The organism is Janthinobacterium sp. P210006 (assembly GCF_036231885.1).
GTDB lineage: Bacteria > Pseudomonadota > Gammaproteobacteria > Burkholderiales > Burkholderiaceae_D > Janthinobacterium > Janthinobacterium violaceinigrum.
Genome location: NZ_JAZARD010000001.1, coordinates 1328238 through 1354143 on the forward strand (window position 1 = coordinate 1328238; position 25906 = coordinate 1354143).

The 25906-nt window shown below is 62.3% G+C and carries 23 protein-coding genes; 7 read left to right on the forward strand and 16 right to left on the reverse strand.

The genetic code is table 11. The annotated features are described in order from the left end of the window. Positions 1–33: 33 nt before the first annotated feature. The 3 genes from VPH41_RS05915 to yidD form a co-directional block, all read right to left on the reverse strand. Positions 34–234 carry a heavy-metal-associated domain-containing protein gene (locus VPH41_RS05915; protein WP_152256893.1) on the reverse strand — a complete coding sequence of 67 codons (201 nt, stop codon included), beginning with the start codon at positions 232–234 and terminating at the stop codon, positions 34–36. A gap of 110 nt (positions 235–344) precedes the next feature. Beyond that, entirely contained in the window at positions 345–1286 is a 942-nt protein-coding gene (locus VPH41_RS05920; protein WP_328569274.1) for a bestrophin family protein, read from the reverse strand. Positions 1287–1553: 267 nt separating this feature from the next. After that, positions 1554–2075, reverse strand: a complete 522-nt coding sequence (gene yidD / locus VPH41_RS05925) for a membrane protein insertion efficiency factor YidD (RefSeq protein WP_328569275.1) — start codon at positions 2073–2075, stop codon at positions 1554–1556. 196 nt (positions 2076–2271) lie between these two features. On the opposite strand from yidD, the gene VPH41_RS05930 reads away from it, so the two are divergent. Continuing rightward, positions 2272–3954, forward strand: coding sequence for a serine hydrolase (locus VPH41_RS05930; protein WP_328569276.1), 1683 nt, complete (start codon positions 2272–2274; stop codon positions 3952–3954). 90 nt (positions 3955–4044) lie between these two features. Here VPH41_RS05930 and VPH41_RS05935 read toward each other — a convergent pair whose 3' ends face one another. The 9 genes from VPH41_RS05935 to VPH41_RS05975 form a co-directional block, all read right to left on the reverse strand. Continuing rightward, positions 4045–5844, reverse strand: a complete 1800-nt coding sequence (locus tag VPH41_RS05935; protein ID WP_328569277.1) for a PhoH family protein — start codon at positions 5842–5844, stop codon at positions 4045–4047. A 290-nt stretch (positions 5845–6134) separates the two neighbouring features. Next, complete coding sequence (locus tag VPH41_RS05940) at positions 6135–6605, reverse strand: peroxiredoxin (RefSeq protein ID WP_152256888.1); 471 nt, start codon at positions 6603–6605, stop codon at positions 6135–6137. 75 nt (positions 6606–6680) lie between these two features. Beyond that, positions 6681–7640, reverse strand: a complete 960-nt coding sequence (locus VPH41_RS05945) for a polysaccharide deacetylase family protein (RefSeq protein ID WP_152281193.1) — start codon at positions 7638–7640, stop codon at positions 6681–6683. Further along, positions 7640–8692, reverse strand: a complete 1053-nt coding sequence (locus VPH41_RS05950; RefSeq protein WP_287779128.1) for a bifunctional UDP-4-keto-pentose/UDP-xylose synthase — start codon at positions 8690–8692, stop codon at positions 7640–7642. The genes VPH41_RS05945 and VPH41_RS05950 overlap by 1 nt, the downstream gene beginning before the upstream one ends. 21 nt (positions 8693–8713) lie before the next feature. Beyond that, positions 8714–9631 carry a formyltransferase gene (locus VPH41_RS05955; RefSeq protein WP_152281191.1) on the reverse strand — a complete coding sequence of 306 codons (918 nt, stop codon included), beginning with the start codon at positions 9629–9631 and terminating at the stop codon, positions 8714–8716. Beyond that, positions 9631–10626, reverse strand: coding sequence for a glycosyltransferase (locus VPH41_RS05960; protein ID WP_152281190.1), 996 nt, complete (start codon positions 10624–10626; stop codon positions 9631–9633). Before VPH41_RS05960 ends, VPH41_RS05955 begins: the two co-directional genes overlap by 1 nt. 11 nt (positions 10627–10637) lie before the next feature. Beyond that, positions 10638–11774 (reverse strand): DegT/DnrJ/EryC1/StrS family aminotransferase, encoded by a 1137-nt coding sequence (locus VPH41_RS05965; RefSeq protein ID WP_328569278.1) that lies wholly within the window; start codon positions 11772–11774, stop codon positions 10638–10640. Positions 11775–11981: 207 nt separating this feature from the next. Then, complete coding sequence (locus tag VPH41_RS05970; protein WP_328569279.1) at positions 11982–13655, reverse strand: glycosyltransferase family 39 protein; 1674 nt, start codon at positions 13653–13655, stop codon at positions 11982–11984. Beyond that, positions 13652–14044, reverse strand: a complete 393-nt coding sequence (locus VPH41_RS05975; protein ID WP_152256882.1) for an Mth938-like domain-containing protein — start codon at positions 14042–14044, stop codon at positions 13652–13654. Before VPH41_RS05975 ends, VPH41_RS05970 begins: the two co-directional genes overlap by 4 nt. Before the next feature lie 425 nt (positions 14045–14469). Between VPH41_RS05975 and VPH41_RS05980 the strand changes: the two genes are divergently transcribed. Beyond that, positions 14470–15699 carry a pyridoxal phosphate-dependent aminotransferase gene (locus VPH41_RS05980; RefSeq protein ID WP_152281188.1) on the forward strand — a complete coding sequence of 410 codons (1230 nt, stop codon included), beginning with the start codon at positions 14470–14472 and terminating at the stop codon, positions 15697–15699. A gap of 72 nt (positions 15700–15771) precedes the next feature. Next, positions 15772–17094, forward strand: a complete 1323-nt coding sequence (locus VPH41_RS05985; RefSeq protein ID WP_152281187.1) for a homoserine dehydrogenase — start codon at positions 15772–15774, stop codon at positions 17092–17094. 63 nt (positions 17095–17157) lie between these two features. Here VPH41_RS05985 and VPH41_RS05990 read toward each other — a convergent pair whose 3' ends face one another. The 4 genes from VPH41_RS05990 to VPH41_RS06005 all read right to left on the reverse strand — a co-directional run bounded on the left by VPH41_RS05990 (position 17158) and on the right by VPH41_RS06005 (position 20622). Continuing rightward, positions 17158–17523 carry a ribonuclease E inhibitor RraB gene (locus tag VPH41_RS05990; RefSeq protein WP_328569280.1) on the reverse strand — a complete coding sequence of 122 codons (366 nt, stop codon included), beginning with the start codon at positions 17521–17523 and terminating at the stop codon, positions 17158–17160. Positions 17524–17668: 145 nt separating this feature from the next. Further along, positions 17669–18226, reverse strand: coding sequence for an outer membrane beta-barrel protein (locus tag VPH41_RS05995; RefSeq protein WP_328569281.1), 558 nt, complete (start codon positions 18224–18226; stop codon positions 17669–17671). Positions 18227–18394: 168 nt separating this feature from the next. Continuing rightward, positions 18395–19891, reverse strand: coding sequence for a sensor histidine kinase (locus VPH41_RS06000; protein WP_328569282.1), 1497 nt, complete (start codon positions 19889–19891; stop codon positions 18395–18397). Positions 19892–19899: 8 nt separating this feature from the next. After that, positions 19900–20622 (reverse strand): response regulator, encoded by a 723-nt coding sequence (locus VPH41_RS06005; RefSeq protein ID WP_035827948.1) that lies wholly within the window; start codon positions 20620–20622, stop codon positions 19900–19902. Between the two features lie 214 nt (positions 20623–20836). Here VPH41_RS06005 and VPH41_RS06010 point away from each other — a divergent pair, with 214 nt between their 5' ends. The 4 genes from VPH41_RS06010 to VPH41_RS06025 all read left to right on the forward strand — a co-directional run bounded on the left by VPH41_RS06010 (position 20837) and on the right by VPH41_RS06025 (position 25887). Further along, the gene (locus VPH41_RS06010; RefSeq protein WP_328569283.1) at positions 20837–21898 is read left to right on the forward strand and encodes a porin; all 1062 of its coding nucleotides are present in this window, start codon (positions 20837–20839) and stop codon (positions 21896–21898) included. 3 nt (positions 21899–21901) lie between these two features. Beyond that, complete coding sequence (locus VPH41_RS06015) at positions 21902–22882, forward strand: Bug family tripartite tricarboxylate transporter substrate binding protein (RefSeq protein WP_328569284.1); 981 nt, start codon at positions 21902–21904, stop codon at positions 22880–22882. 48 nt (positions 22883–22930) lie between these two features. Continuing rightward, on the forward strand, positions 22931–24028 hold the full coding sequence (locus tag VPH41_RS06020; protein ID WP_152281183.1) for an ABC transporter substrate-binding protein: 1098 nt from the start codon (positions 22931–22933) through the stop codon (positions 24026–24028). Between the two features lie 68 nt (positions 24029–24096). After that, the gene (locus tag VPH41_RS06025; protein ID WP_152281182.1) at positions 24097–25887 is read left to right on the forward strand and encodes an ABC transporter permease; all 1791 of its coding nucleotides are present in this window, start codon (positions 24097–24099) and stop codon (positions 25885–25887) included. The last annotated feature ends 19 nt before the right edge of the window (positions 25888–25906 follow it).

Here is a 25906-nt window from a genome sequence, read left to right on the forward strand (position 1 = left end):
CGGCGCATTGGCCGGCTGTCGTGTTGCTGCTGTTTATTGCGCGCTGGTGACGGGATAACCGGCATCGACGATGGCGGCGCTGATGGCGCCCAGTTCGGCCGGCGATTCCACCGTGACGCGCTTGCTGGCCAGGTCGATCTGCACCTGCGCTTGCGGATCGATGCTGTGCACCGCCTTCGTGACCGAGCCGACGCAATGGCCGCAGCTCATGTTTTCAACTTGTAACTGATACATGGCAAGCATTCCTTCAATGGTTAAGTGCTTCCACTGTAATCCTTGCCCCGGTGGTAAGGTCAAGCGGAAGCGGGATCGCGTACTTACGCGCACGTCAATGGCGCAGGCCATCAATGGAGCAGGTAGTCGTGTGCTTGCATGGGCGGCGGCAGGTTGTCGTCCTGCACGGATTCGCGCAAGCTGATCTCGATGGCGCGGCACATGGCCGACAGGGGCAGGTCGTTGGCGTCTTCGCCGAACGGTTCCTCGATCTCGTCGCCCAGGGCATCGAGGCCAAAGAAAGTGTAGGCGACGATGGCGACGACGAAAGGCGTCATGAAGCCCAGCGAATCGACCAGGCCGAAGGGCAGCAGGAAGCAGTACAGATATGCCGTGCGGTGCAGCAGCAGCGAGTACGAGAACGGAATCGGCGTGCTGCGGATGCGTTCGCACGAGGCGCCTGCCGCCACCATGGCCGAGACCGTGTTATCGATCTGCGTGGCGAGGATGCTGTCGATACGGCCCTGCTGTATGCAGCCGGCCAGGTCGTGGCCCATCTGCAGCATCAGGTAGTCGGACGGATTGGCGGCCTTGCAAGCGGCTTCCCATTCTGCCGGGCGCAGCAGCGGCTGCAACTCGTCCGGCCCGCGCGTGTCGCGCAGCTGGTGGCGCAGCGCGTGGCAAAAGGCGATGGTGCGGTAAATCATGCGCACGCGGACATCGTCCAGGCCCAGCCTGGCGTGGGCCGGCGTGTCGCTGCGTATCATGGTCTGGCATTGGCGCGAGAAATTTCGGCTGCGCAACACCAGTTCGCCCCACAGCTTGCGCGCTTCCCAGTAGCGGTCGTAGGCGGCCGTGTTGCGAAAGCCCAGGAAGATGGCCAGCGGCAAGCCGATCAGGGTGAACGGGATGGTGGTCAGGATGACCTTGTGGTCGAACAGGGTGCCGTGGCACCAGGTCACCAGGGTGGCGATCAGGGTGTTGACGATGAGGGTGGTGCGGATGCGGGGCAGGACGGAGCCGCGCACCACGAGGAACAGCCTTAGCGCCGATGGACGCTCGCGCACGATCATGATGGGCTCCCCGTCGGGGGCTGGGGTGGCGGGAGAAACCGCGCCCTGTTCTTGTTATGGAAAAACCATTGTGTGGAATGGCAGAGTGGCAATTGCCGGGAACAAAAAGCCCGCAGTGTGTGCGGGCTGAGCTGGGTGTGCATGGGACGCAGTGTAGGGGAGACGGCATGAGTATAGGCCGCCGTTCCGCTTCCGGCCAATTCACAGTGATAATGGGTCTTATTCATTTCATGAATGAATATTTCATTTGTAAGTTGATGTGTGAATTCAGTGGCCGGCATCCCGTCCTTGGCGCAGCTTCTTGCGGTGTTCTTCCTGCTGCCGTTTCAATGCGGCACTGGTTGCATAGTCGTTGCGGAACCACGTCCGGTGCTTGCTGCGGCCTGGCCAGCTGCAGTTGAGCACATTTACCACGTCGGCGCAGTCGCAGGCACAGTCGAGCAAGGGGATGTCGCAGTCGTAATACCCCGCCTGAGCCTGGCGGCGCGCACTGCGGCGTGCCGGTGGCGGCAGCGCCAGGTGCTGGCGGTGCCGTTCTCCGCAGGCGCGCAGGCGCCGTTGCAGCAAGGGCAAGCCTGTGCGCAAGCCATGGCGGGCGATGACCCGGTAGCCGTAGGCGGAACAGCTGTCGCGCCCTGTCAGCACGCGGTAGGCACAGGAAAAACCTTTCCATGGCGACAGGTAGCGCCGGTAGGCGCGAATGGCCCACAGGGCCAGGTTCTTGCCGCAAGTGTCGAGCGTGAGAATGATGCATCCTTTGCGATGGCCGTCAGGCAATGCTTCGAGCATACGACAGCTATGCCGAAATGCATAGCGCTGGGCCAGCATGAATTGTCAATGTGATAAATGGATAGAATTGCCCGGTCTGCGTCTGTTAGGCTGAATGAGCGATTTGGAAATATTTCCTAAAGCAAATACGTCATCCCGATAGCCGCCGCCAGGGGAGAGACCAAGCCTGTTTATCCTTCCTGTGAAAGTGATCTGCATGTTTAAAGTTTCCAGCATCTGTCTCGCCACCCTGATCCTGTTGCAAGCGCCTGCCGGCTGGGCCGGCCAGCCGGCGCCCCTGAGCCAGCAGCAGCAAGCGCTGGCCGCGCAAATCGACGCCAGCATCGCGCCGTATTACAAGGCCGGCGATCCCGGCGCCATCGTCATCGTCGTCAAGGATGGCCAGCCGCTGCTGCGCAAGGCGTATGGCCTGGCCAGCGTGCAGGAAGGCACGCCGCTGACGCCGGACATGACGCTGCGCCTGGGGTCGATTTCCAAGCAATTCACGGCCGTCGCCATCCTGCTGCTGGCCGACCAGGGCAAGCTGGCCATTACCGATGACATCACGACCTACCTGCCTGATTACCCGACCCACGGCAGGAAAATCACGATCGGGCAGCTGCTCGCGCACACGTCCGGCATCCACGATTACACGCGCAAGCCGGAATTCGTGCCCAACAGCACGAAAGACTTGAGCGTGGCGCAGATGATCGATTTCTTCAAGAACGATCCGCCCGATTTTGAACCGGGCACGCGGTGGAACTACAGCAGCTCCGGCTATTTCCTGCTGGGCGCGATCATTGAAAAAGCGTCGGGCCAGCCGTATGCCACGTTTGTGGAACAGCAGATCTTCGTGCCGCTGGGCATGAACGATACGGCCTATGAAGGCCACGAGCGCCAGCCTGCCAAGCGCGCGGCCGGGCATAGCCGTTCGGGCGAGGCCTATGTGCCGAACTTGCACCTGAGCATGACGCAGCCGTATGCGGCCGGCGCCCTCGTTTCCACCGTGGACGACCTGGCGCGCTGGGATGCGGCCATTTCGGATGGCAAGCTGCTCAAGGCCGCCACCTGGCAGCTGGCGTTCACGCCGGCCAGGCTGAACGATGGCAAGGCGACCCGTAACGGCCTGGGCTGGAAGGTGGGCACTTGGCAAAACACCCCCGTCATCCACCATAGCGGCGGCATCAATGGGTTTGCCACGTATGCGATGCGCTTGCCGAAGGAAAAAGTCTACGTGGCCGTGCTGGAAAACTCGGACACGGGCCTGGTCGACCCGGACGTGGTGGCCCGCAAGGCGGCCGCCATCGCCGTGGGCCGGCCTTATCCGGAGATCAAGGTCATCACGCTCAAGCCCGCCATCCTCGATGCATATGCGGGCGTGTATGCCATCAATGACAAGGCCGGCTACACGATCCGCAACTTCGAGGGCACCTTGCTGCTGCAGCGCACAGGACGCCCGGCGCAGCGCATGCTGGCCTACTCGCCCAATGGTTTTCTGATTGAAAACACGCTCACCACTGCCGAGTTCGAGCGGGGGCCGAAAGGCGAAGCCCAGCTGATCCTCAACGATGGCGGCGAGTCGAAGTCCGTGCATGAGCGGGCCAGCGCCGTCAAGCCGGCCCGGGCCGTGGTTGCCATGACGCCCGCGCAATTCGACGCCTACGTGGGCCGCTATGCGCTGGCGCCCGAGGTGTACCTGGAAGTGACGCGCGAAGGCGACAAGTTCTTTGCCCAGGTGACGGGTTTCCGCAAGTTGTCCATGCTGCCCATGAGCGAGACGGCCTTCTTCTCGAACGAAGTCGATGCGGAAGTGCGTTTCAGCAAGGGTGCCGATGGCAAGACCGAGCAACTGGTACTGCGCCAGGAAGGGCAGGACATGCCGGCCAAGCGGGTGAATTAAGCGTCTTTTGCAGGCATGAAAAAGCCCCGCCGGCATCGCTGCAGACGGGGCTTTTCAATGACTGAAGCGGCTGGTGCCGCCCGTTACAACTTACAGCACTTCGCTGGCGTGGTCGGCCAGGCGCGAACGCTCGCCGCGGGCCAGGGTGACGTGGCCGCTGTGGGTCCAGCCCTTGAAGCGGTCGACCACGTAGGTCAGGCCACTCGAGCCTTCCGTCAGGTACGGCGTGTCGATCTGGGCGATGTTGCCCAGGCACAGGATCTTCGTGCCGGGACCGGCGCGCGTGACCAGGGTCTTGACCTGTTTCGGCGTCAGGTTTTGCGCTTCGTCGATGATCAGGAACTTGTTGACGAAGGTGCGGCCGCGCATGAAGTTGAGCGACTTGATCTTGATGCGCGAGCGGATCAGGTCTTGCGTTGCCGCACGGCCCCATTCGCCGCCATCGGAGTCGGACTTGTTCAGCACTTCCAGGTTGTCGTCGAAGGCGCCCATCCATGGCGACATTTTTTCTTCTTCCGTGCCTGGCAGGAAACCGATGTCTTCGCCGACCGGCACCGTGACGCGGGTCACGATGATTTCATTGTAGAGCTTGGTTTCCAGCACTTGCGCCAGGCCGGCGGCCAGGGCCAGCAGGGTCTTGCCGGTACCGGCCTGGCCCAGCAGGGTGACGAAGTCGCATTCCGGGTTCATCAGCAGGTTCAGCGCGAAGTTCTGCTCGCGGTTGCGCGCCGTCACGCCCCACACATTGTTCTTCGTGTGGCTGAAGTCGCGCAGGGTTTGCAGCACGGCCGTCTTGCCGTTGATCTGTTTTACCTGGCCGTAGAACGGTGTTTCGCCGTTTTTCGGTTCCAGGTAGATGAACTGGTTGACCAGCAACGATGGAATGAACGGGCCCGTCACGCGGTAGAACGTGGAGCTGTAGCCATTCTTGCTTTCCTGCCACGATTCCATGTCCTTGCCGTGCTTGTTCCAGAAATCGTCCGGCAATTGCACGATGCCCGAGTACAGCAAGTCCGTGTCTTCCAGCACATGGTCGTTGAAGTAATCTTCGGCCGGCAAGCCCAGGGCGCGCGCCTTGATGCGCATGTTGATGTCCTTCGACACCAGCACGACGGGGCGGCCATCCTGTTCCGACTCGAGCGAGCGCACGACGGCCAGGATCTGGTTGTCTGCCTTGCCAACTGGCAAGCCAGCCGGCAGGTCGGCGCTTTGCAGGCGCGTCTGGAAGAACAAGCGGCCCTTGGCATCCTTGTTGCCCAGCTTGGACAGCGGGATGCCGTGCTCGATGGCGTCGTCATCCGTATTGCTGATCAGGGCATCGAGGGTACGCGAGACCTGGCGTGCATTGCGCGCCACTTCCGTCATGCCCTTCTTATGGTTGTCCAGCTCTTCCAGGGTCATCATCGGCAGGTACACATCGTGTTCCTCGAAGCGGAACAGCGACGATGGATCGTGCATCAGCACGTTGGTGTCGAGCACGAACAGCTTGCTGATGCCGCGCTGGTCGGCGGCGCGGCTGGCGGACGACTTGAGCTGCACTTCCACGGCCTTGTGCTTGGCCGGATGCGGCTGCTCGGCCTGCTTGACGGACTTGATCGGCGTGACCTTGCCTTTGGCGGCCGGCGAGGCTTTGGCTGGGGCGGCAGGCGCGGCAGCGGGGGCGGCCGCAGCCGGTGCTGGCTTGGCGACCATCAGGGCTGCCACTTGCTTGATCTTCGTGGCCGCATTGCGGACCGGCTTGGCAACTTCGGCGATCGCCGCTTCAATAATCGGTGCAGCCACTTTCTTGGCTGCCGGGGTTTTGGTGGCCGGGCGCGCTGCGCCTGCGGTTGGGTAATCTTGGGTGGCCAGGATGGTGGCTGGCTTGCTCGGTAATTTTGGCAGTGGCATCAGGATCTCAATCAAAAAATTTCTGGAATGAATCGCCCATGGGCAGCCAGCTTCTGGCGGCACTTCTCATGGGGTGGATGCGGGGGGAACAACAATGCTACAGGACGAATAACTGCCGGAAGGCCGGCGGCATGGCCGGTCATGGACGCCATCGGCGGGCTGCAGGCCCGCCTGGCGGAGTGGGTGGAGGCGCTTCGTTGACTCAAAATGGCGATAGGTACCGTGAACTGGACTGCGGTTGAACTAAGCTCGCTGTAAGCCGGCAACGCGCATGTGATCAAAAAAACCGATCAATTCAGACGCGCCACGAATTCCAGCACTTCTTCCACGTGAGTTGCGACCTTCACGCCTCTCCATTCTTTCACCAATCGGCCCTGGGCGTCAATCACAAACGTGCTGCGTTCGACGCCGCGGACCGTCTTGCCGTACATCTGTTTCATCTTCATGACGTTAAACAGCAGGCAAACGGCTTCGTCCGGGTCGGAAATGAGCTCGAACGGCAGGTCCAGCTTGGCTTTGAAGCTTTCGTGCGAGCGCAGGGAATCGCGGCTGATGCCGTAGATTTCCACGCCGGCGGCGGTAAATTGCGGATAGGCGTCACGGAAGGCGATGTTTTCAGTGGTGCAACCAGGAGTGTTGTCCTTCGGATAGAAAAACAGCACCGTGGCCTTGGCCGGGCGGCCCAGCAATTGAAAGGTCTTGCCGCTGGTCATGGCGGCGCTAAAGTCGGGTATGCTAACGAGGGATTGGCTATCAGCCACAGGTTCTCTCCTGAACGGTGATCATCAGCGCTGTTTTTTAATCTGGCAACGCATCCAGGTGCAACAATACAGCATTCAAGCCGCTTTGCCCTGCACAATCAGGCGTCCGGAACGTCCAGGCAACTCATCCCAGGTAACGGGGCAAACGGGCAAATCCGTATCTTTTATCTTTTCATAATAATCGCCCATCGCTGCAAACTGGTAGCCCTGGGCTTTCCAGCCAGCCAGCAGTTGTTCGAAAATGGGGGCGAGTTTCTGTCCTTCAAGTTCCGCATGCAAGGTATATACGTGATCGCGCGGGTTTTCCGCCGTCAGTGACAGGATATGCGCGGCGACATTGCCGGTGGTGATCAGTTTGCCGTCGATTTCGCAGCCCAGCAGCTCATCGAGGGTGGGCAGGGTGGTGGGCAATTGCACGCAGTTGAGTATCGTGTTGCCATTGCGCACGCGGTGCGGGCCATTCGTCGGATGCAGCATGGCGCCGCGCGCGTCGAGCATGGCGCGGCCATCGGAGGCAAAGCGGTAGCCGGCCGTATCGTGCTCGACAAAGGCGCTGACATTCATTTGCCAGCCGGCCGCGCCGTGCGTGTGCGGCGCCACGCCAAACACCTGCTCGTAGCGGTTGGCGGCCTTGCGCATCATGTTGATGGTCCAGGCAGCGTTGCGCCTAGCCACATTGTCTTGCCACAGGGTGTGATCCCAGGTGTGGATGCCGCACTCGAAACCGGCATCGCGCACGGCGCGCATTTGCGCCGCGCAGAGCTTGCCGATATCGGGTCCCGGCAACAGGGTGCCGTACATCAATGTTTTCAAGCCATAGTGCTCGACCACCGAAGTGCGCGACACCTTGCTGAAAAAACCGGGCTTCAAGGCGCGCCGCAAGGCCCACCCCGTGTGGTCGGGGCCCAGCGAGAACAGAAAGGTGGCCTTGGCCTGGTGCGCGGCCAGCATGCGCACCAGATTGCCCATGCCTTCGCGGGTGCCGCGATAGGTATCGACGTCGATCTTCAGGGTCAGGAACGGCTTGCTCAACATTAATCCATCAAGGCTTTGGCTTGGGCTACCTGGCTGCGGTAGGCGTCAAAGATATTGCGCAGGGAATCGGCCATGGTGGTAGTCGGCGCCCAGCCCAGTTCTTCGCAGGTATTCGTGATTTTCGGCACGCGGTTCTGCACGTCCTGGTAGCCGGCACCATAGTAGGCACCCGACGTCGTTTCCACGATTTTCACGTGTTTCGCGCCTTCGGCGTATTCCGGGTACTCGGCAGCCAGGGTCAGCATCATGCCGGCCAGGTCGCGGATCGAGTAATTGTTGACCGGATTGCCAATGTTGTAGATCTTGCCGCTGGCGATGCCATTCTTGTTGGCAATGATGCGGATCAATGCATCGATGCCGTCGTCGATATAGGTGAACGCGCGTTTCTGTGCGCCGCCGTCGACCAGCGAGATGTTTTCGCCGCGCACGATGTGGCCGAAGAATTGCGTCACCACGCGCGAGGAACCTTCTTTTGGCGTGTGGATCGAGTCCAGGCCGGCGCCGATCCAGTTGAACGGACGGAACAGGGTGAAGTTCAAGCCTTCCATGCCGTAGCCCCAGATCACGCGGTCCATCAGCTGCTTGGCGTTCGAATAGATCCAGCGCGGCTTGTTGATCGGGCCGCAGATCAGTTCCGAATTTTCCGGATCGAATTCTTCGTCGTGGCACATGCCATACACTTCCGAAGTCGACGGGAAGACCAGGTGCTTGCCGTATTTGGCGGCCGAGCGGACGATAGGCAGGTTGGCTTCGAAGTCCAGTTCGAACACGCGCAGCGGCTGCTTGACGTAGGTTGATGGCGTGGCGATGGCCACTAGCGGCAGGATCACATCGCATTTCTTGATGTGGTACTCGACCCATTCCTTGTTGATCGTGATGTCGCCTTCGAAGAAGTGCATGCGCGACTTGTAGTTGTCATCTTCCAGCAATTCCGTGATGCGGTCCGTGTTCATGTCCATGCCATACACATGCCAGTCGGTGGTTTCCAGGATGCGCTTGGACAGGTGGTGGCCGATGAAGCCGTTGACGCCTAAGATGAGGACTTTTTTCATATGAGATTCTCTTGTGTGATATCAGTGTGTGCTGACGCGGGCGGTCAGACTTGCTTGCAATTGCTGAGCCGAAACCGGCTCCCCGGCAGCCCTCAGCGCGGAAATGGCCAGCATGCGGCCGTCTCCGCAGACGCCAAAGATGCAATTATCCACTACCGCCAAGCCCGGTGGCAAACTTCCTGCGGAACGCTTGCTCAAACGGGCTTTTTCGATGATGTAAATGACATTATTGACTTCGGTAAAGGCGCCGGGATAGGGAGGCGCCACGGCCCGGTGCAGGTTGTACACCTGCTGCGCGGGTAACTTCCAGTCGACCCGGCCATCTTCCGGCTTGCGGCCGCCAAAATAGCCGCCCTGGCGCAAATCGTTCAACAACCGTGGCGCCGTGCCGTCCAGCAAGGCCGGCAGCACGCCCCACAGCGTTTGTTCCGCTGCCACGGTGACCTTGCCGAAGACTTCGAAAGCCGTGTCGTCGGGCAAGATGGGCACGGCCGTCTGCGCCACGATGGCGCCGGCGTCGGGCTTGACCGTCATTTCATGCAGGGTGGCGCCCGTCTCCGTGGCGCCATGCAGCACGGCCCAGTTGACGGGCGCGCGGCCGCGGAACTGCGGCAGCAGCGAGCCGTGCATATTGTAGGCAGGAGCGACTTCCAAGATGCTAGCGGGCAACATGTGGCGGTAGTAAAAACTGAACAGCATGTCCGGTGTTGCCGCCTGTACCTGCGCCAGCAGCTCGGGCGCGCGCGCGTCCGATGGCGTGATGTAGGGGATGCCTTCTTCCCGGCACAGGCTGGCGACGGATTCGAACCACAGGTTTTCCGTGGGGCTGTCTTCATGCGTGACGACCAGGGCGATGTCGACGCCGCCGGCCAGCAGCACCTTGATGCAGCGCACGCCCACATTGTGGTAGCCGAAGACGACGGCGCGCGGGGCGCCCATCAGCGGCCCACCTGGCGCTTTTCCAGGCGCACATACGACGGCGCCTCGGCTTCCGCCTGGGTCATGCCGTCCTGCAAGATGGTTTGCACCACATAGCGGGGACGGGCACGCACTTGCTGGAAGATGCGTCCCACGTATTCGCCCACCAGGCCGATGCCGAACAGGATCACGCCCATGAAGAAGAAGGCGATAGCAAACAGGGTGAACACGCCTTCGGCTTCCGCGCCCAGCAGGAAGCGGCGTACCAGCAGGAAGATCACCAGCAATGCCGAACCCAGCGACATCGCCATGCCCAGCATGGAAAAGATTTGCAGGGGAATCAGCGAAAAGCCCGTGACCAAGTCGAAATTGAGGCGGATCAGGCTGTACAGCGAGTATTTCGACTCGCCGGCCGACCGTTCCTCGTGCTCGACGGTAATTTCCGTAGGCTTGCGGGCAAACGTGTAGGCCAGGGCGGGTACGAAGGTATTGACTTCGGCGCACTGGTTGACGAGGTCGATGACATTGCGGCCATACGCGCGCAACATATTGCCCTGGTCGGTAATCTTGATGTTGGTGATGCGCTCGCGCAAGCGGTTCATCATCTTCGACGCCAGCGTGCGCCAGGCGGAATCCTGGCGCTTGCGGCGGATCGACCCCACGTAATCGTAGCCTTCGCGCATCTTCGCCACGAGGTTGCCGATTTCTTCGGGCGGATTCTGCAGGTCGGCATCGAGCGTGATCATGATCTGCCCGCGCGAGGCTTCAAAACCGGCCAGGATGGCCATGTGCTGGCCATAATTGCCGTTGAATAAGATCACGCGCGTGACGTCGGGGCGCTGGCGGAACTGTTCCGCCAGGATGGCCACCGAATTGTCGCGGCTGCCGTCATTGACGAAGAGGATCTCGTAGCTGGTCTGCAAGGCGTCCAGGGCCGGGTACAGGCGCGCGAACAGGCTAGCCAGGCCATCCTGCTCGTTGTAGATGGGAATAATAATGGACAGTTCAGGTTTCATCGGCGCGCTGCTCACTTGATGAGGATGGATTTGACGGTGGCGACGGCCCGCTCCACGTCCTGTGTCGTCATGGCGTAGAACATCGGCAAGGTCACGGTCAGGCGGCCGATCTTTTCCGAAACGGGGAACATGCCCTCGGTAAAGCCGCGTTCGCGGTACATGGTAAACAAGTGGATCGGTGCGTAATGATAGCCCGTTCCCACGTTTTGCTGCGCCATTTGCTGCATGAACGCGGCACGCGTGCCGGGGCCATTGTCGGGCAGGATGATCTGGAACAAATGCCAGTTGCTGTTCTCAAAATCCTGCACGGGCAGCTGCGCGCCGCTCAGCGCTTCGAAATCGCTGCCGAATTGCGCGAAATAGTGGCGTGCCAGCGCGCGGCGGTGGGCCGTGATCGCTTCGATATTGGCAAACTGGCCCAGGCCGATGGCAGCCATGATGTCGCTCATGTTGTACTTGCCGCCGAGCACATCGACGTCGATGCCGTCGACGCCGCTGCGCGTGACGCCTTGCAGCCGGTATTTCTCGGCCAGTTTCGCTTCTTCCAGGTTGTTCAGGACCAGCGCGCCGCCTTCGCCCGTGGTGATGTTCTTGTTGGCCTGGAAGCTGAACGAGACGAAGTCGCCAAATGAACCGATGCGCTTGCCTTTCCAGGTGGAGCCGAACGCTTGCGCCGCGTCTTCCACGACTCTCAATTTGTACTTGTCCGCAATCGCGTACAAACGGTCCATGTCGACGGGCAGGCCCGACAGGTAGACGGGAATGATGGCTTTCGTGCGGGGCGTGATGGCCGCTTCCAGCTTGTCGAGGTCGATATTGCGCGTGACGGGGTCGATATCGGCAAACACGGGCGTGGCGCCCACTTCGATGATGACGTTGGCCGTCGCTACCCATGACACGGGCGTGGTGATGACTTCGTCGCCGGGGCCGATGCCGGCGATGCGCAGCGCGATTTCCATGGTGCAGGTACCCGAATTGAAGGTGCGCACGGGGCGTCCGCCGAAATATTCGGACAGCTGGGCTTCGAAGGCTTGCACTTTCGGGCCGCTGGTGATCCAGCCCGAGCGCAGCACCTCGCCGACGGCGGCGATGGTCGCTTCATCGATGGTGGGTTTGGAAAAAGGCAAAAAGGGCAGGGTAGAGGTCATGGGCGCAGTTCTTGGGTCTGTATTTTGTCAGGGTATCGGTATCGCCAAGGCTGCCAGTACGGTCAGGGCCGCCGGCAGGCATGGCTATTTTATATCGTTAGTATGGTGGCGCAGCCCATTCAGCGGTGAAAAATCCTGCTGGTGCGGGGGCGGGGCAAAGCTGGCCGTGGGGCGCGAGCCGTACTGCCTCGCGCCCCAGTTACATATTTATTTGTTGGCAATGACCATGCGGCGCGCATCTTCGGCAATGACACGCATGGGCACGCCACGTTGCTGCAAATCCTTGTAACGGTTCAGGCTGATAATGGCCATGTCGTGCACGCCGGCATTGGCATCGCTGGTCCACTGCGTAATGAAGGGCTCGATGGTCGGCATCGACAGTTCGGGCTGCTGTTTCAGGCCAAACGTGAACTCATCCCAGTAATCGACGAGGATCACGGGCCGCTGCAGATAATAGGTCAGCGACTGTTCATAGATGCCTACCGAGTACAGCTTGGTATCGGCCGTCAGTTCCGCCTGGATCTGCGGCAGCATGTCCGTGCCGGCGCGGTTCTGGCCATACAGTTCGGAGCCGGCCAGGATGCAGTGCGTGGCCAGGAAGCCGGCACCGGCGATCGTCAGCACGGTCATGTCGCGGCGTAACTGGCGCGCATGCAGCAGGGCCAGGGCGCCGCCGGCCAGGGCGAAGAAGCCGGCCGCCATCAGCCAGGGCTGGTAGCCCTTGAGCGCGATCAGGGCTTGCGCATCGCGTGCGCTGGCCTTGCCGAACGCGATCGGTCCGCCGATCAGGATGGCCGCGCCCAGCACGCACAGCAGGCCGGCGGCCAGCATGCGCTGGCGGCGCGAGGCCGATTCCAGGTACAGCGCCACCATCAGCGCCAGCGCGGGGAAGATGGGCACGATGTAGCCGGGCAGCTTCGAGGTCGAATAGCTGAAGAAGAAGAAAATGAAGACGGCCCAGACCAGCAGCATCAAACGGGGCTGGAAAGCGCCATCCTGGCGCTTGAAGGCGGCGGCCAGGCTTTGCGGCAGCACGCCTATCCATGGCAGGATGCCGGGAATCAGCAGGACCAGGAAGTAGTACCAGGCGCCTTCGCGCTTGTGTCCCTTCATCAGGAAGCGCTGGAAGTGCTCGTGGATGAAGAAGAAATGCGGCTGTTCCGGATTGCGCAGGGCGACCAGCACGAACCATGGCGTGGCGATGGCAAAGAAGACGAGCAAGCCCTTGACCAGGTGCAAGCGCGTCCAGATGCGCCAGTCGCGCGCGCACAGCGAATACAGCACCAGCACGGCGCCCGGCAGCACGATGCCGATCAGCCCTTTTGCCAGCACGGCCAGCGCCATGCTGGCCCAGCAGGCCAGCATCCAGTTGCGCCGCTCGCGCGCCGTCGCCTCGTCGCGCTGGGCCACCAGCAGGCTGCCCAGGGTGAGCGTCATCATGCCCGACAGGCCCATGTCCAGCGAATTGATCTGGCCGGAAGCGAGCCAGAACAGGCTCGACGCCAGCACCAGGCCCGCATACAGGCCCACGCGGGGACCGAACACTTTCTTGCCCGCATACGCCGTCATGCATACGCCGATGATGCCGCACAGGCCAGTCCACAGGCGTGCCTGCCATTCGCCCAGGCCGAAGGCGGCAAAGGTCAGCGCATTCATCCACGTTTGCAGCGGCGGTTTTTCAAAGTATTTGATGCCGTTCAGGCGCGTGGTGATCCAGTCGCCCGTGACGAACATTTCGCGCGCCATCTCCGCGTAGCGGCCCTCGTCGGGCGGTACCAGGGTGCGCACGCCCAGCGCATACAGGGTGACGACGATGAAGATGCCCAGCAGGGACCACATCAGCACCCGCGACGAGTGCAGTTCGTTAATGTTGAGCTTCATGCAGCGCTGCCCGCGCCCGGGGCCAGGATCAGGGCCAGGGTGACCTTGCGGCCTTCGCCCATCAGGATGTTGTATGTGCGGCAAGCTGCCTGGCTATCCATGCATTCGACGCCGATGCGGCGCATGGTCAGCGCGGCCGTCAGTTTCGGATGCACGAAACGCTGGCGTTCGCCCGTGCCGAGGATGACCACGTCGGGGGCGTCGGCCAGGATCTGTGCGAAATGCGCCTCGTTCAGCTGCTCGAAACTGGCCACTTCCCACGCGCGTGGCGGCGTTTCCGGCATGACGATCAGGCTGTAGTTGTACGGCTGGGCATTGATCTCGACGCCGTTTTCGTCATAGCCGGTGACAGTCTGGTATTGTTGGGTGCTGCTGGCATGGAGTTTCATGGCGATATCGGGGGGCTGGTCGTGTCGGTTGATCGGTACGCGCGGGGCCAAACTGGGGGCCGCGGCCAAGGGCGTAAGCATGCCATAAATGACAGAAAAGAGCGACTAAAAAGCAACATCCTTTCCAAATCGCAATGTTCGGCGCCACAGCGGCAGTGCGTGCTTGTACCATGGTAATGGGGCAAGATTAAGGGAAGATGAAGAGGGCGCCCGCCCGCTTGCCGTTCAAATGGCCCGGCGTGGCAGAATCGGCGTCAAATGCGGCGGTTCACCATGTTTAATTTGATAAAATGGCCTGTTTTCGGCGAGAATGGTTGTTTTCGCCTTGCAGTCTTTCGCATTGCAGTTTCACGGGTTCACAGTTCTGGCGCGGCTACCATGCTGCAAGCTTGGTTCTCCGCGCCGCATCACGACAGGGATTTATTTTGCGACCGATTCAGAAATCGAATAAATTGGCGGACGTCTGCTATGACATCCGCGGCCCGGTCCTGGAAAAATCCAGGCAAATGGAAGAAGAAGGCCACAAGATCACCAAGCTCAATATCGGCAACCTGGCCGTATTCGGCTTCGATCCGCCCGACGAGATCGTGCGCGACATGATGCTCAACCTGCAGAATGCGGCCGGCTATACGGATTCGAAAGGCATGTTCGCGCCGCGCAAGGCCGTCATGCACTACACGCAGAGCAAGAATATCGCCGGCGTGACCATCGATGACATCTACCTGGGCAACGGCGCCTCGGAACTGATCGTCATGTCGATGAACGCGCTGCTCAACAGCGGCGACGAAGTGCTGGTGCCGGCGCCCGATTACCCGCTGTGGACGGCCGCCGTCAGCCTGTCGGGCGGCAATCCCGTGCATTATGTGTGCGACGAGCAGAACGAGTGGTATCCCGACATCGAGGACATGCGCCGCAAGATCACGCCGCACACCAAGGCCATCGTCGTCATCAACCCGAACAATCCCACGGGCGCGCTGTACCCGGTGTCCGTGCTGCTGCAGATCGTCGAACTGGCGCGCCAGCACCAATTGATCATTTTCGCCGACGAGATCTACGACAAGGTGCTGTACGACGAAGCCGAGCACGTGTCGATCGCCTCGCTGGCCGACGACGTGCTGTTCATCACCATGAACGGCCTGTCGAAGAATTACCGCTCCTGCGGCTACCGCTCCGGCTGGATGGTGGTCTCGGGCGAAAAGCGCCACGCCAAGGATTACATCGAAGGCCTCAACATGCTGGCCTCGATGCGGCTGTGCGCCAACGCGCCGGGGCAGTTTGCCATCCAGACGGCGCTGGGCGGCTACCAGAGCATACAAGACCTGGTGGGGCCGGGCGGGCGCCTGTTGAAACAGCGCGACCTGGCGCACAAGCTGCTGACCGATATTCCGGGCGTCACCTGTGTCAAGCCGAAGGCCGCGCTGTACATGTTCCCGCGCCTGGACCCGGAGATCTACCCGATTGCCGACGACCAGCAGTTTGCCTATGAATTGCTGGCCGAAGCGAAGGTCCTGATCGTGCAGGGCACGGGCTTCAACTGGATCGCGCCCGACCATTTCCGCGTCGTCTTCCTGCCCAATTCCGATGACCTGACCGAGGCCATGGGCCGCATTGCGCGCTTCCTCGAAGGTTACCGCAAGCGTCACAGCCGGGGCTGAGCCGGCCAGTAGCAATATCGATCAACCTGGCGCCGCACAACGGGGCGCCACTTATGAGCAGTCAAGCACACTATGAAATCCATCAAGATCGGCCTGCTGGGCCTGGGCAATGTTGGTTACGGCACGTTCAGCGTCCTGAAGCGCAACCAGGAAGAAATCAAGCGCCGCGCGGGCCGCGGCATCGAAGTCGTCGCCGTCGCCGTGCGCGACGTGGCGCGTGCCGAAGCCCTGGTCGCGGGCGCCTGCAAGGTCGTCAACGACCCGCACCTGATCGTCAACGATCCCGAGATCGACATCGTCGTCGAACTGATCGGCGGCTACGACCTGTCGAAAACCCTGGTGATGCAGGCGATCGCCAACGGCAAGCACGTGGTCACGGCCAACAAGGCGCTGCTGGCCGTGCACGGCAATGAAATCTTCGCCGCCGCCCAGGACAAGGGCGTGATGGTGGCCTTCGAAGCGGCCGTTGCGGGCGGCATCCCCATCATCAAGGCGCTGCGCGAAGGCTTGACGGCCAACCGCATCGAATGGATCGCCGGCATCATCAACGGCACCACCAATTTCATCCTGTCCGAGATGCGCGACAAGGGCCTCGATTTCGCCACCGTGCTGAAACAGGCGCAGGAACTGGGCTACGCGGAAGCCGACCCCACCTTCGACATCGAAGGCGTCGATGCCGCGCACAAGGCCACCATCATGTCGGCCATCGCCTTCGGCATCCCGGTGCAGTTCGACAAGGCCTATGTGGAAGGCATCAGCAACCTCAATGCCGTCGATATCCGCTACGCCGAGCAGCTGGGCTACCGCATCAAGCTGCTGGGCATCACCAAGCGCGCCACCGTCAATGGCGTGGAAGGCATCGAGCTGCGCGTGCATCCGACCCTGATCCCGGCCAAGCGCCTGATCGCCAATGTGGAAGGCGCCATGAATGCGGTGCTGGTGCATGGCGACGCCGTCGGCGCCAGCCTGTACTCGGGCCGCGGTGCGGGCGCCGAGCCGACTGCCTCGTCGGTGATCGCCGACCTGGTCGACATCACGCGCCTGGCCACGGCCGATCCGGAACACCGCGTGCCGCACCTGGCGTTCCAGCCGAACGCGATGACCGACATCGCCATCCTGCCGATGTCGGAAATCACGACCAGCTACTACCTGCGCATGCACGTGGCCGACCAGCCGGGCGTGCTGGCCGACCTGACGCGCATCCTGGCCGAGCGCAGCATCTCGATCGACGCCATGCTGCAAAAAGAGCCGGCCGAAGGCGAGACGCATACGGACATCATCATGCTGACGCACCAGACGCAGGAAAAGAACGTCACGGCCGCCATCGAAAAGATGGAAGCGCTCAACAGCGTGGTGGGCACGGTCACCAAGATCCGCCTGGAAAACCTCAGCTGACCGTTTGCGGCGATCCATGCAAAACGGCGCCCGCGGGCGCCGTTTTTTCATCCGATGACTGCCTTACAGCTGCGGCGCGGCGGGTGCGCCGACGGGGCCCACGTCCATGCCGTCATAGCTGGCCAGCTGGTTTTCCTGGGCGAACGCCATCAGTTCGCCATTGCGCGCGTGCAGGCTGTCGACGCCATGCACTTCGGCTTTTTCCACGTGCAGCACCCACACGGGCGGTGCCGCCGGGTCGTCGAGTTCCGGTTGGTACAGTTCCACGGGACGGTAGCCCTGGATGGCCAGCAGGGAGGCGGCCTGCTCCAGCGGTTCGGACGTGGGATTGGTGAAGTAATAGCCCCACAGCAGCGGCTGGGTCAAGTCCCACGGCGCGTTTTCGGCGATATTGGAGAACAGTTCGCTTACGTCTTCTTTGGTCATCATGGCAGTCTGCCTTCATTAAAATCTCAGGGCGCGATCTTAACATCGGCGCCCATGGCGCGCCATGCGCCCATAAAAAAACCGGCTTTGCAGCCGGTTTTTTTATCCGCCATTCAACCGGCCGGACATTCATTCACGCAAGCGCGAATCAGAACTTGTAGCGCAGGCCGATCGACAGCAGGTCGGCTTTCAGTTTGTCGCCGCCTTCGCTGGCAACTTTGCCGAAGTTTTCGTATTCCGCCACAGCCGACAGGTTTTTGCTGATGTTGTATGCTGCGCCGATACCAAAGATGGCGGACGTCTTGTTTTTCGATTCGCTACCGGTCGCATCGCTGATGCTGATTTTGGTGCGGTTTTGCGATACACCAGCTTTGGCGAACAGCGAGAACTGTTCGTTCAGCGGCAGGGTGCCGGTAGCGGCGGCGTAGAATGCATGGCTTTTTGCTTCCAGCGTCGTGCCGTCAATGGTGCGGTTTACCTTGCCGAAGTCGACGTAGCCGGCTTCTGCGCCGAAGTTTTGCGTGAAATCGTAGCCAGCGTAAGCTTTGTAGCCGGTGTTGCTCTTCTTGTTCGTACCTTCTTGGTCGATCGACAGTTTCAATTCCGAACGGCCGACGTTAGCGCCGATGTATGCGCCTTCAGCTTGGGCGAACAAAGGGAATGCCAGGGCGGCGCCTGCGACTACTGCAAACAATTGCTTTTTCATATTGATCCTAGGTAATTAATGCGGAGAGACTGTCTCGCCGCTTAATGGGAGCCGAATTGTATAGGGATGAATATGTTTATGTAAGGCAATTATTTAAAAAATATTAGAAATAAATCACGTGTTGTTTTTAGGCAACAGCTGCTATCGAAGAACTATCTGTGCGGGCCATCATGCGGCGCCGCCGAAATGCACGCTGACCTTCAATCCGTGGCCATTTGCCGCCGTCGCCAGCGTCAGGCGGGCGCCGTGCAGGGCGGCGATGTCGCGCACGATGGCCAGGCCCAGTCCGGCGCCGCCGGGGTTGCTCTCGAGCGCCGCGCCCACGCGGTAGAACGGCGTGAATACGCGCTCGCGTTCGGCCGGCGGGATGCCGGCGCCGCTGTCTTCCACTTCCAGCACCGTTTCAGTGCCGGCGCCATCCGTTTCCAGCACGCGCACGCGCAGGGTCACGTTGCCGCCGTGCGGCGTGTAGCGCAGCGCATTGTCGACCAGGTTGGCCACCAGTTCGTGCAGCAGCAGGGCCTGGCCATGCACGGGCGCTTCGTCGGGCGCTTCCAGCGACAGGTCGATATGCTTGCCGACGGCGGCCATGGCCATTTCCAGCCCTACCTGCTGCGCCACGTCGCGCAGCGGCACGGTATCCATGGCCAGGCTGTCGCCGCCATGCTCGATGCGGGCCAGGGTCAGCAGGCGGTTGGCCAGCAGCACGGTCGAATCGGTGGTGGCGGCGATCGAGCGCACGATGTCGCGCAGGGCGGCCATGTCGGCCGGCGCACCCGCCTGGCGGTCGCATTCGCGCATGGCCAGTTCGGCCTGGGTTTTCAGCACCGTCAGCGGCGTGCGCAGCTGGTGCGAGGCGTCGGCGATGAAACGGCGTTGGCTGGCGATCAGCTGCTGCAGGCGCGACATGGAGCCGTTCATGGCGCTCACCAGCGGGCGCATTTCGCGGTGCACGAGCGCGGGATCGACGTCGGACAGGTCGGACAGGGTGCGCGTCTCGACTTCCGTTTTCAGGCGCATCAGCGGCTGCAGCACCAGGCGCACGGCAAACCACACGAGGGCGCCCATCACCAGTATCATCGCTGCCTGCCAGCTCAGGGTATCGAACAGGATCTGGTTCGACAGGCCGCGCCGCGCGTCCAGCGTCTCGGCCACCTGGATCAGGGCGATGCCGCGCATCGAATCGTCATACACGGGTTGCAGCAGCGCCGCGATGCGGATCGGCTTGCCGTGGTAGTCGGCGTGGTAGAAGCGCACCAGGGCCGGATAGTTCTGCGAGCGGGGCACGTTCTTCGGCACGGGCGGCAGGTCGCCGTAGCCCGAGACCAGTTCGCCATTGATGCCCGTGACCTTGTAGTAGATGCGGCCCAGGGTGTCGGTCTCGAAGCTGTCGAGCGCCACGTAGGGTACTTCGGCCACCACCTTGCCGCCCACGATGGAGACGCGCTCGGCCAGCGCCCGCGTCGACGCCAGCAGGGAGCGGTCGTAGGCCATGTCGGCCGCGTCGAGCGCGTTGCGGTAGACGAACACGGCGTCCAGCAGCACCAGCATCACCAGCGGGATGAGCAGCCAGCGCAGCAACTGGCTGCGCAGGCTGCCCAGCGGCCGGCCCTGCGTCCAGCGCCGGCGCAGGCGCTCGAGCAGGGGCGGGCGCGGGTGCTGCATGGCGGCGCTCATTTCGGCGCGGCCGGCGCCATGGCGCTGCGCGGCTGCAGCAGGTAGCCGATGCCGCGCAGCGTGGTGATGACGGCGCCGTCGGGCGAGCCGCTTTCCACGCCGTTTTCGAGCTTCTTGCGCACGCGGTGGATGTACAGTTCGATGGCGTCCAGGTTGGCGTCGTCGGCCAGCGCGAAGACTTCGTCGAACAGTTTTTCCTTCGATACGGCGCGCCCGGAGCGCGTGATCAGCGCTTCGAGCACGGCGTGTTCGCGCGGCGTGAGCGCCAGCGCCGCGCCGCCATAGCTGAACATGCGCGTGACGGTATCGAAACTGAGGGCGCCGCAGGTGTGCACGAGCGCTTCGTTGCCCTGGCTGCGGCGCAGCAGGGCTTTCACGCGCGCTTCCAGTTCGGCCAGCTCGAACGGCTTGGCCATGTAGTCGTCGGCGCCCAGGTTCAGGCCCTGTACTTTTTCATCGAGGCCGCCGCGCGCCGTCAGTATCATGACGGGAGTCTTGCCGCGCGTGCCGCCGCGCGCGCGCAGGCGGCGCAGCACGTCCAGGCCGTCCATCTTCGGCAGGGTCAGGTCGAGCAGCACCAATGAGTATTCCTGCGTGTGCAGCAGGGCGTCGGCATCGGCGCCGTTGTGGGCGGTCTCCACCGTCAGGTGCGCGTCGCGCAGGGCCTTTGCCAGCCAGTGCGACAGCTCCAGATGGTCTTCCACTAATAATATGCGCATGGTCTCCGCCATTCGTTTGAATGGATGCAGTGTAAGCCTGCCGGCGCTGCGCCGACAGGGGCGGCAATGAATTTGTTGGTATTGCTTGTGGCTGGCCGGCGACACCTGTCAGTCTGAAAGCGAATTGAAAGGATCGCGCTCATATAGTGTGATCCTGATTCATGAAATTGATCAGGCATATCACTAATAACTATATCTAAGGGAGACACTCTACATGAAGAAAACTGCATTCTCGCTGGCCGCCATGGCGGTCCTCGCCGCTGCCGGCAGCGCCCAGGCCGAATCGAACGTCACCCTGTACGGCCGCCTGGACGCGGGCGTCAGCACCACCAGCAACGCCGGTCCGAACAAAAGCTCGATGACGCAAGTGAGCTCGGGCGGCATGAACACCTCGCGCTGGGGCATCCTGGGCAGCGAAGACCTGGGCGGCGGCCTGAAAGCCGTGTTCAATCTGGAAGGCGGCATCCTGGTCGACACGGGCGCTGCCGACGGCGCGCTGTTCAAGCGCCAGGCCAACGTGGGCCTGGAAGGCGCATTCGGCCGCGTCGTGCTGGGCCGCTCGTTCACCACCGTGTATGACTTCGTGCTGCCGTTCGATCCGATGGCGTATGCGCCGTACTACTCGTGGGCCACTTCGGGCAACGCGTCGGGCCCGAGCAAGTACGGCATGACGACGGCCTTCGACAACATGGTCAAGTACTCGGGCAAGACGGGCGATTTCAGCTACGGCGCATCGTACGGCTTCGGCGAACAGACGACGGGCGCCTCGGACAGCGCCAAGCTGTCGACCGCCGTCACCTACAAGGCGGGACCTGTCAGCCTGCTGGCCACGTATGAACAAGTCAACGGCAACGCCATCGCCGGCGGCGCGCGCGACAAGACCACCGTGTACCACCTGGGCGCCATGTATGACGACGGCCCGTGGAAAGTGCAGGCAGCAGCGCGCGACTACAAGCTCGATCCCGCTGCCGCCGGCAAGGCCGACGTGCGCGGCACCCTGTACTGGGGCGGCGTCAGCTACAAGACCACGCCGGTCATCACCCTGACGGGCGTGATCTACTACCAGGACGTGAAAAACGTGGCCGCCAACCTCGATGCCGATCCGATCATGTACGTGGCGCGCCTGCGCTATGCCCTGTCCAAGCGCACCGACCTGTATGTGGCCGGCGCCTACGCCAAGGCCAAGCACAACCAGCTGGTCAGCCTGTCGCGCGACGATGCCGGTTTCGGCGACACGCAGCGCGGCCTGATCGCCGGCATCCAGCACCGCTTCTAAGCCATGACGATGCTGCGCTCCCTGTTGCTGTCCTTGCTGTGCCTGCTGCCTGCCGTGGCGGGGGCGCAGGCGTCCGCACCGGTCGAGTGCGTGGTGCCGTCCAAACCGGGCGGCGCCATGGACCTGACCTGCAAGCTGGCGAAAAAAGGCCTGGCGCAGGAGGGCGCGGCAGCCGCCCTGGCGCCGATGCGCATCAGTTATCTGCCCGGCGGCATCGGTGCCGTGGCCTGGCATTCGATGGCATCGCAACGGCGCCGCGCGGAGCCGAACACCCTGGTGGCGTTTTCGGGCGGCTCGCTGCTCAATCTGGCCCAGGGCAAGTTCGGCAATGCCAAGGCGGGCGACGTGCGCTGGGTGGCGGCGCTGGGCGCCGACTACGGCATGATCGCCGTGCGCAGCGATTCGCCCTACAAGACGCTGGCCGACCTGATTGCCGCGCTGCGCCAGCATCCGGACAAGGTGCTGATCGGCGTCTCCGGTACCATCGGCAGCCAGGACTGGCTGAAGATGGCGCTGGTGGCGCGCCATGCGGGCATCGATCCGAAAGTGCTGCGCTTCGTCGCACTGGAAGGCGGCGGCGAAGTGTTCACGGCGATGCAGGCCGATTACGTGCAGGTGGTCTCGGGCGACACGTCCGAAGCCACCCTGAACGCCAGCGCCAACCATGCGCGCGTGCTGGCCGTGCTGGCGGAAAAGCGCCTGCCGGGCGTGCTGGCCGGCGTGCCGACGGCGCGCGAGCAGGGCGTCGACGTGGTCTGGCCCATCATCCGCGGCGTGTGGATGGGGCCGCAGGTGCCCGAGGCGGACTACCAGCGCTGGGTCGCCACGTTCGACCGCGCGATGGCCACGCCGCAGTTCGCCGAATGGCGCGCGCAGGCCGGCCTGTATCCGTTCGCCCTGACGGGACCGAAGCTGACCGCGTATGTCAGGAAGGCCGTCGACGAATATGCGCGGCAGGCCACGGAACTTGGACTCATGCGCTGAACGGCATCCCATTTTAAAAAAATCTATTTCACAGACGGAGACAACCCCATGCAAACCAAGACCCTGCTTCAAGCCGCCCTTGCCACCGCGTTTGCCAGCCTGGCCGGCGCCGCTTTCGCGCAAGTGCCGGCCGGCTATCCGGCCGACTACCAGAAGATCATCGATGCGGCCAAGAAGGAAGGCAAGGTCGTGATCTACAGCGCCACCGACAGCAAGGCCGCCGCGCCGCTGATCAAGGATTTCAGCGCCCTGTACCCGGGCATCACGGTCGAATACAACGACATGAATTCCACCGAAGTGTACAACCGCTTCATTTCCGAAGTGGCCGCCGGCGGCAACACGGCCGACGTGATGTGGTCGTCGGCGATGGACTTGCAGATGCGCCTGGCCTCCGATGGCTATGCACTGAAATACAAATCCGTGGAAGCGGCCAAGATTCCCGGCTGGGCCATGTGGGACGACCAGGCGTACGGCACCACGTTCGAGCCGGCCGCCATCGTCTACAACAAGCGACTGCTCGATCCGAAGGAAGTGCCGAAGAACCACGATGATTTCGTCAAGCTGATCGCCACGCCGAAATTCAAGGACAAGGTCACCACCTACGACATCGAGAAATCGGGCGTGGGCTTCATGTTCATGGCGCAGGATGCCAAGGAATACCCGCAATTCCTGGCGCTGCAAAACGCGTTCGGCACGGCCAAGGTGCGCGTGCAGTCGTCGACGGGCACCATGATGGAGCGCATCTCGTCCGGTGAAAACCTGATCGGCTACAACGTGCTCGGCTCCTATGCGCTGGTGCGCGCCAAGACCGATCCGTCGATCGGCGTGGTGCTGCCCAAGGATTACACCCTGATCCTGTCGCGCGTGCAGTTCATCAACAAGAACGCGAAGAACGTCAACGCCAGCAAGCTGTGGCTCGATTACGTGCTGTCGCACCGCGGCCAGACCATCATCGCCAACGGCGCCAAGCTGTTCGCCATCCGCGCCGATGTCACGGGCGAAACGACGTCGGCTGAACTGATCAAGGAAATCGGCGCGGCCAACGTCAAGCCGATTCCCGTGCACCCGATCATCCTGCAATTTTTGGGACCTGCCAAGCGCATGGCCTTCCTGAAGCAATGGAAAGAAACAGCCGGCAAAAAATAACGCCGACTTAGCCGCCCGCGAGCCTGGCTTGCGGGCGCACGCCGCACCCTTCATTCATTGGATTCATCATGCAAACTGCCATCCTGCCGCTGCCTGCACGGTCGCGCTCTCCCTTGTCGCGCCTGAACTGGCCGCGCGGCGTGGTCGTGACGATCACGCTGATCGCCATCTTCCTGCCGCTCTTCCTGATTTTTTACCAGAGCTTTTTGAACGCGCCGTTCTTCATGCCCGTGCGCGAATTCGGCTTTGATTCCTACCGTTTCATCTTCGATGATCCCGATTTCTCCATGGCCTTCAAGAATGGCCTGATGCTGGCCTTCGGCCTGACCGTCATCGCCGTGCCGCTGGGCGGCATGCTGGCCTTCCTGATGGTGCGCACCGACTTGCCGGGCCGCGGCTGGGTCGCGCCCATGCTGCTGGTGCCCATCTTCGTCTCGCCGATGGTGATGGGCTTCGGCTACGTCGTCTCGATGGGCCCCGTGGGCTTTTATTCGATCTGGGCCAAGGAGCTGCTCGGCTTCGTGCCCTGGAATATCTATTCGTTCACCAGCATCGTCATCATCGCCGGCCTGACGCACGTGCCGCACGTCTACCTGTATGCCTCGTCGGCCCTGAAAAGCCTGGGCTCGGACGTGGAAGAAGCGGCCCGCGTGGCCGGCGCCTCGCCCGTCCAGGTGATGCTCAATGTGTCGCTGCCGATGATCATGCCGGCGCTCGCGTATGCGGGCGTGCTGGTATTCTTCCTCGGCTTCGAAGTGTTCGGCCTGGTGCTGGTGCTGGGCGACCCGGAAGGCCACCTGGTGCTGCCGACCTATCTGTACAAATTGACGAACAAGCTGGGCACGCCGTCGTACCACCTGATGGCAGCCGTCGCCGTCTGCCTGGTGATGGTGACCATGCCGCTGGTGATGATACAGCGCTGGCTGCTCAAGTCCGCCAATAAATACGTGTCGATCAAGGGCAAGGGCGCACGCAGCAAGGCCATGCCGCTGGGCCGCTGGAAGTGGCTGGCGTTCGCCTTGCTGGCGGGCTGGCTGATCTTCACCATCATCCTGCCGTTGACGGGCATCGTGCTGCGCTCCTTCGTGCAGTACTGGGGCGAGGGCGTGCACCTGGCCGACGTGCTGACCTTGCAGCATTTCCGCGATATCTTCGACCAGCCCTCGCTGGTGCGCGGCATCGTCAACACCATCCTGATCGGCGTCGTCGGCGGCGCCCTGGCCGTGGGCTGCTACAGCTTCATCGCGCTGGCCATGCACCGCAAGCAGGACGGCATCACGCGCCTGCTCGACTACAGCGTGCTGGTGCCGCGCGCCGTGCCGGGCCTGCTGGCCGGCCTGTCCTTCCTGTGGGTGTTCCTGTTCGTGCCGGCCTGGCTCGACGGCATGCTCAAGGGCATGGACAACGGCGTGGCCCTGTGGCTCAGCGGCCATGTGATCCCCGTGCTGCGCGAACTGCGCTCGACGATCTTCGCCCTGTGGCTCGCATATTCGGTGGTGTGGATGGCCTACGGCATGCGCCTCATTTCCACCGCGCTGCTGCAGGTGGGGCCGGAGCTGGAAGAGGCGGCGCGCGCCGTCGGCGCCAGCCGCGGCCAGGTGACGCGCGACGTGACCCTGCCGCTGATCAAGTACGGTTTGCTGGGCGCCTGGCTGATGGTCTTCCTGATCTTCGAGCGCGAATATTCGACGGGCGTGTACCTGCTCTCGCCGGGCACGGAAGTGATCGGCGCCATGCTGGTGTCGCTGTGGGCAGGCGGTTCGACCGACTTGGTGGCGGCGCTGTCCTTCATCAACATCACCCTGGTGGCCATCGGCCTGGGCATCGCGCTGCGCTTTGGCGTCAAGTTACACAACTGAGTTGCACAACTAAATACAA

Coding starts and splice junctions, on each gene's coding strand:
- VPH41_RS05915 (WP_152256893.1), bottom strand. CDS start 234: ATGTATCAGTTACAAGTTGAAAACATGAGCTGCGGCCATTGCGTCGGC.
- VPH41_RS05920 (WP_328569274.1), bottom strand. CDS start 1,286: ATGATCGTGCGCGAGCGTCCATCGGCGCTAAGGCTGTTCCTCGTGGTG.
- yidD (WP_328569275.1), bottom strand. CDS start 2,075: ATGCTCGAAGCATTGCCTGACGGCCATCGCAAAGGATGCATCATTCTC.
- VPH41_RS05930 (WP_328569276.1), top strand. CDS start 2,272: ATGTTTAAAGTTTCCAGCATCTGTCTCGCCACCCTGATCCTGTTGCAA.
- VPH41_RS05935 (WP_328569277.1), bottom strand. CDS start 5,844: ATGCCACTGCCAAAATTACCGAGCAAGCCAGCCACCATCCTGGCCACC.
- VPH41_RS05945 (WP_152281193.1), bottom strand. CDS start 7,640: ATGTTGAGCAAGCCGTTCCTGACCCTGAAGATCGACGTCGATACCTAT.
- VPH41_RS05950 (WP_287779128.1), bottom strand. CDS start 8,692: ATGAAAAAAGTCCTCATCTTAGGCGTCAACGGCTTCATCGGCCACCAC.
- VPH41_RS05955 (WP_152281191.1), bottom strand. CDS start 9,631: ATGGGCGCCCCGCGCGCCGTCGTCTTCGGCTACCACAATGTGGGCGTG.
- VPH41_RS05960 (WP_152281190.1), bottom strand. CDS start 10,626: ATGAAACCTGAACTGTCCATTATTATTCCCATCTACAACGAGCAGGAT.
- VPH41_RS05965 (WP_328569278.1), bottom strand. CDS start 11,774: ATGACCTCTACCCTGCCCTTTTTGCCTTTTTCCAAACCCACCATCGAT.
- VPH41_RS05970 (WP_328569279.1), bottom strand. CDS start 13,655: ATGAAGCTCAACATTAACGAACTGCACTCGTCGCGGGTGCTGATGTGG.
- VPH41_RS05975 (WP_152256882.1), bottom strand. CDS start 14,044: ATGAAACTCCATGCCAGCAGCACCCAACAATACCAGACTGTCACCGGC.
- VPH41_RS05985 (WP_152281187.1), top strand. CDS start 15,772: ATGAAATCCATCAAGATCGGCCTGCTGGGCCTGGGCAATGTTGGTTAC.
- VPH41_RS05990 (WP_328569280.1), bottom strand. CDS start 17,523: ATGATGACCAAAGAAGACGTAAGCGAACTGTTCTCCAATATCGCCGAA.
- VPH41_RS05995 (WP_328569281.1), bottom strand. CDS start 18,226: ATGAAAAAGCAATTGTTTGCAGTAGTCGCAGGCGCCGCCCTGGCATTC.
- VPH41_RS06000 (WP_328569282.1), bottom strand. CDS start 19,891: ATGCAGCACCCGCGCCCGCCCCTGCTCGAGCGCCTGCGCCGGCGCTGG.
- VPH41_RS06005 (WP_035827948.1), bottom strand. CDS start 20,622: ATGCGCATATTATTAGTGGAAGACCATCTGGAGCTGTCGCACTGGCTG.
- VPH41_RS06010 (WP_328569283.1), top strand. CDS start 20,837: ATGAAGAAAACTGCATTCTCGCTGGCCGCCATGGCGGTCCTCGCCGCT.
- VPH41_RS06015 (WP_328569284.1), top strand. CDS start 21,902: ATGACGATGCTGCGCTCCCTGTTGCTGTCCTTGCTGTGCCTGCTGCCT.
- VPH41_RS06020 (WP_152281183.1), top strand. CDS start 22,931: ATGCAAACCAAGACCCTGCTTCAAGCCGCCCTTGCCACCGCGTTTGCC.
- VPH41_RS06025 (WP_152281182.1), top strand. CDS start 24,097: ATGCAAACTGCCATCCTGCCGCTGCCTGCACGGTCGCGCTCTCCCTTG.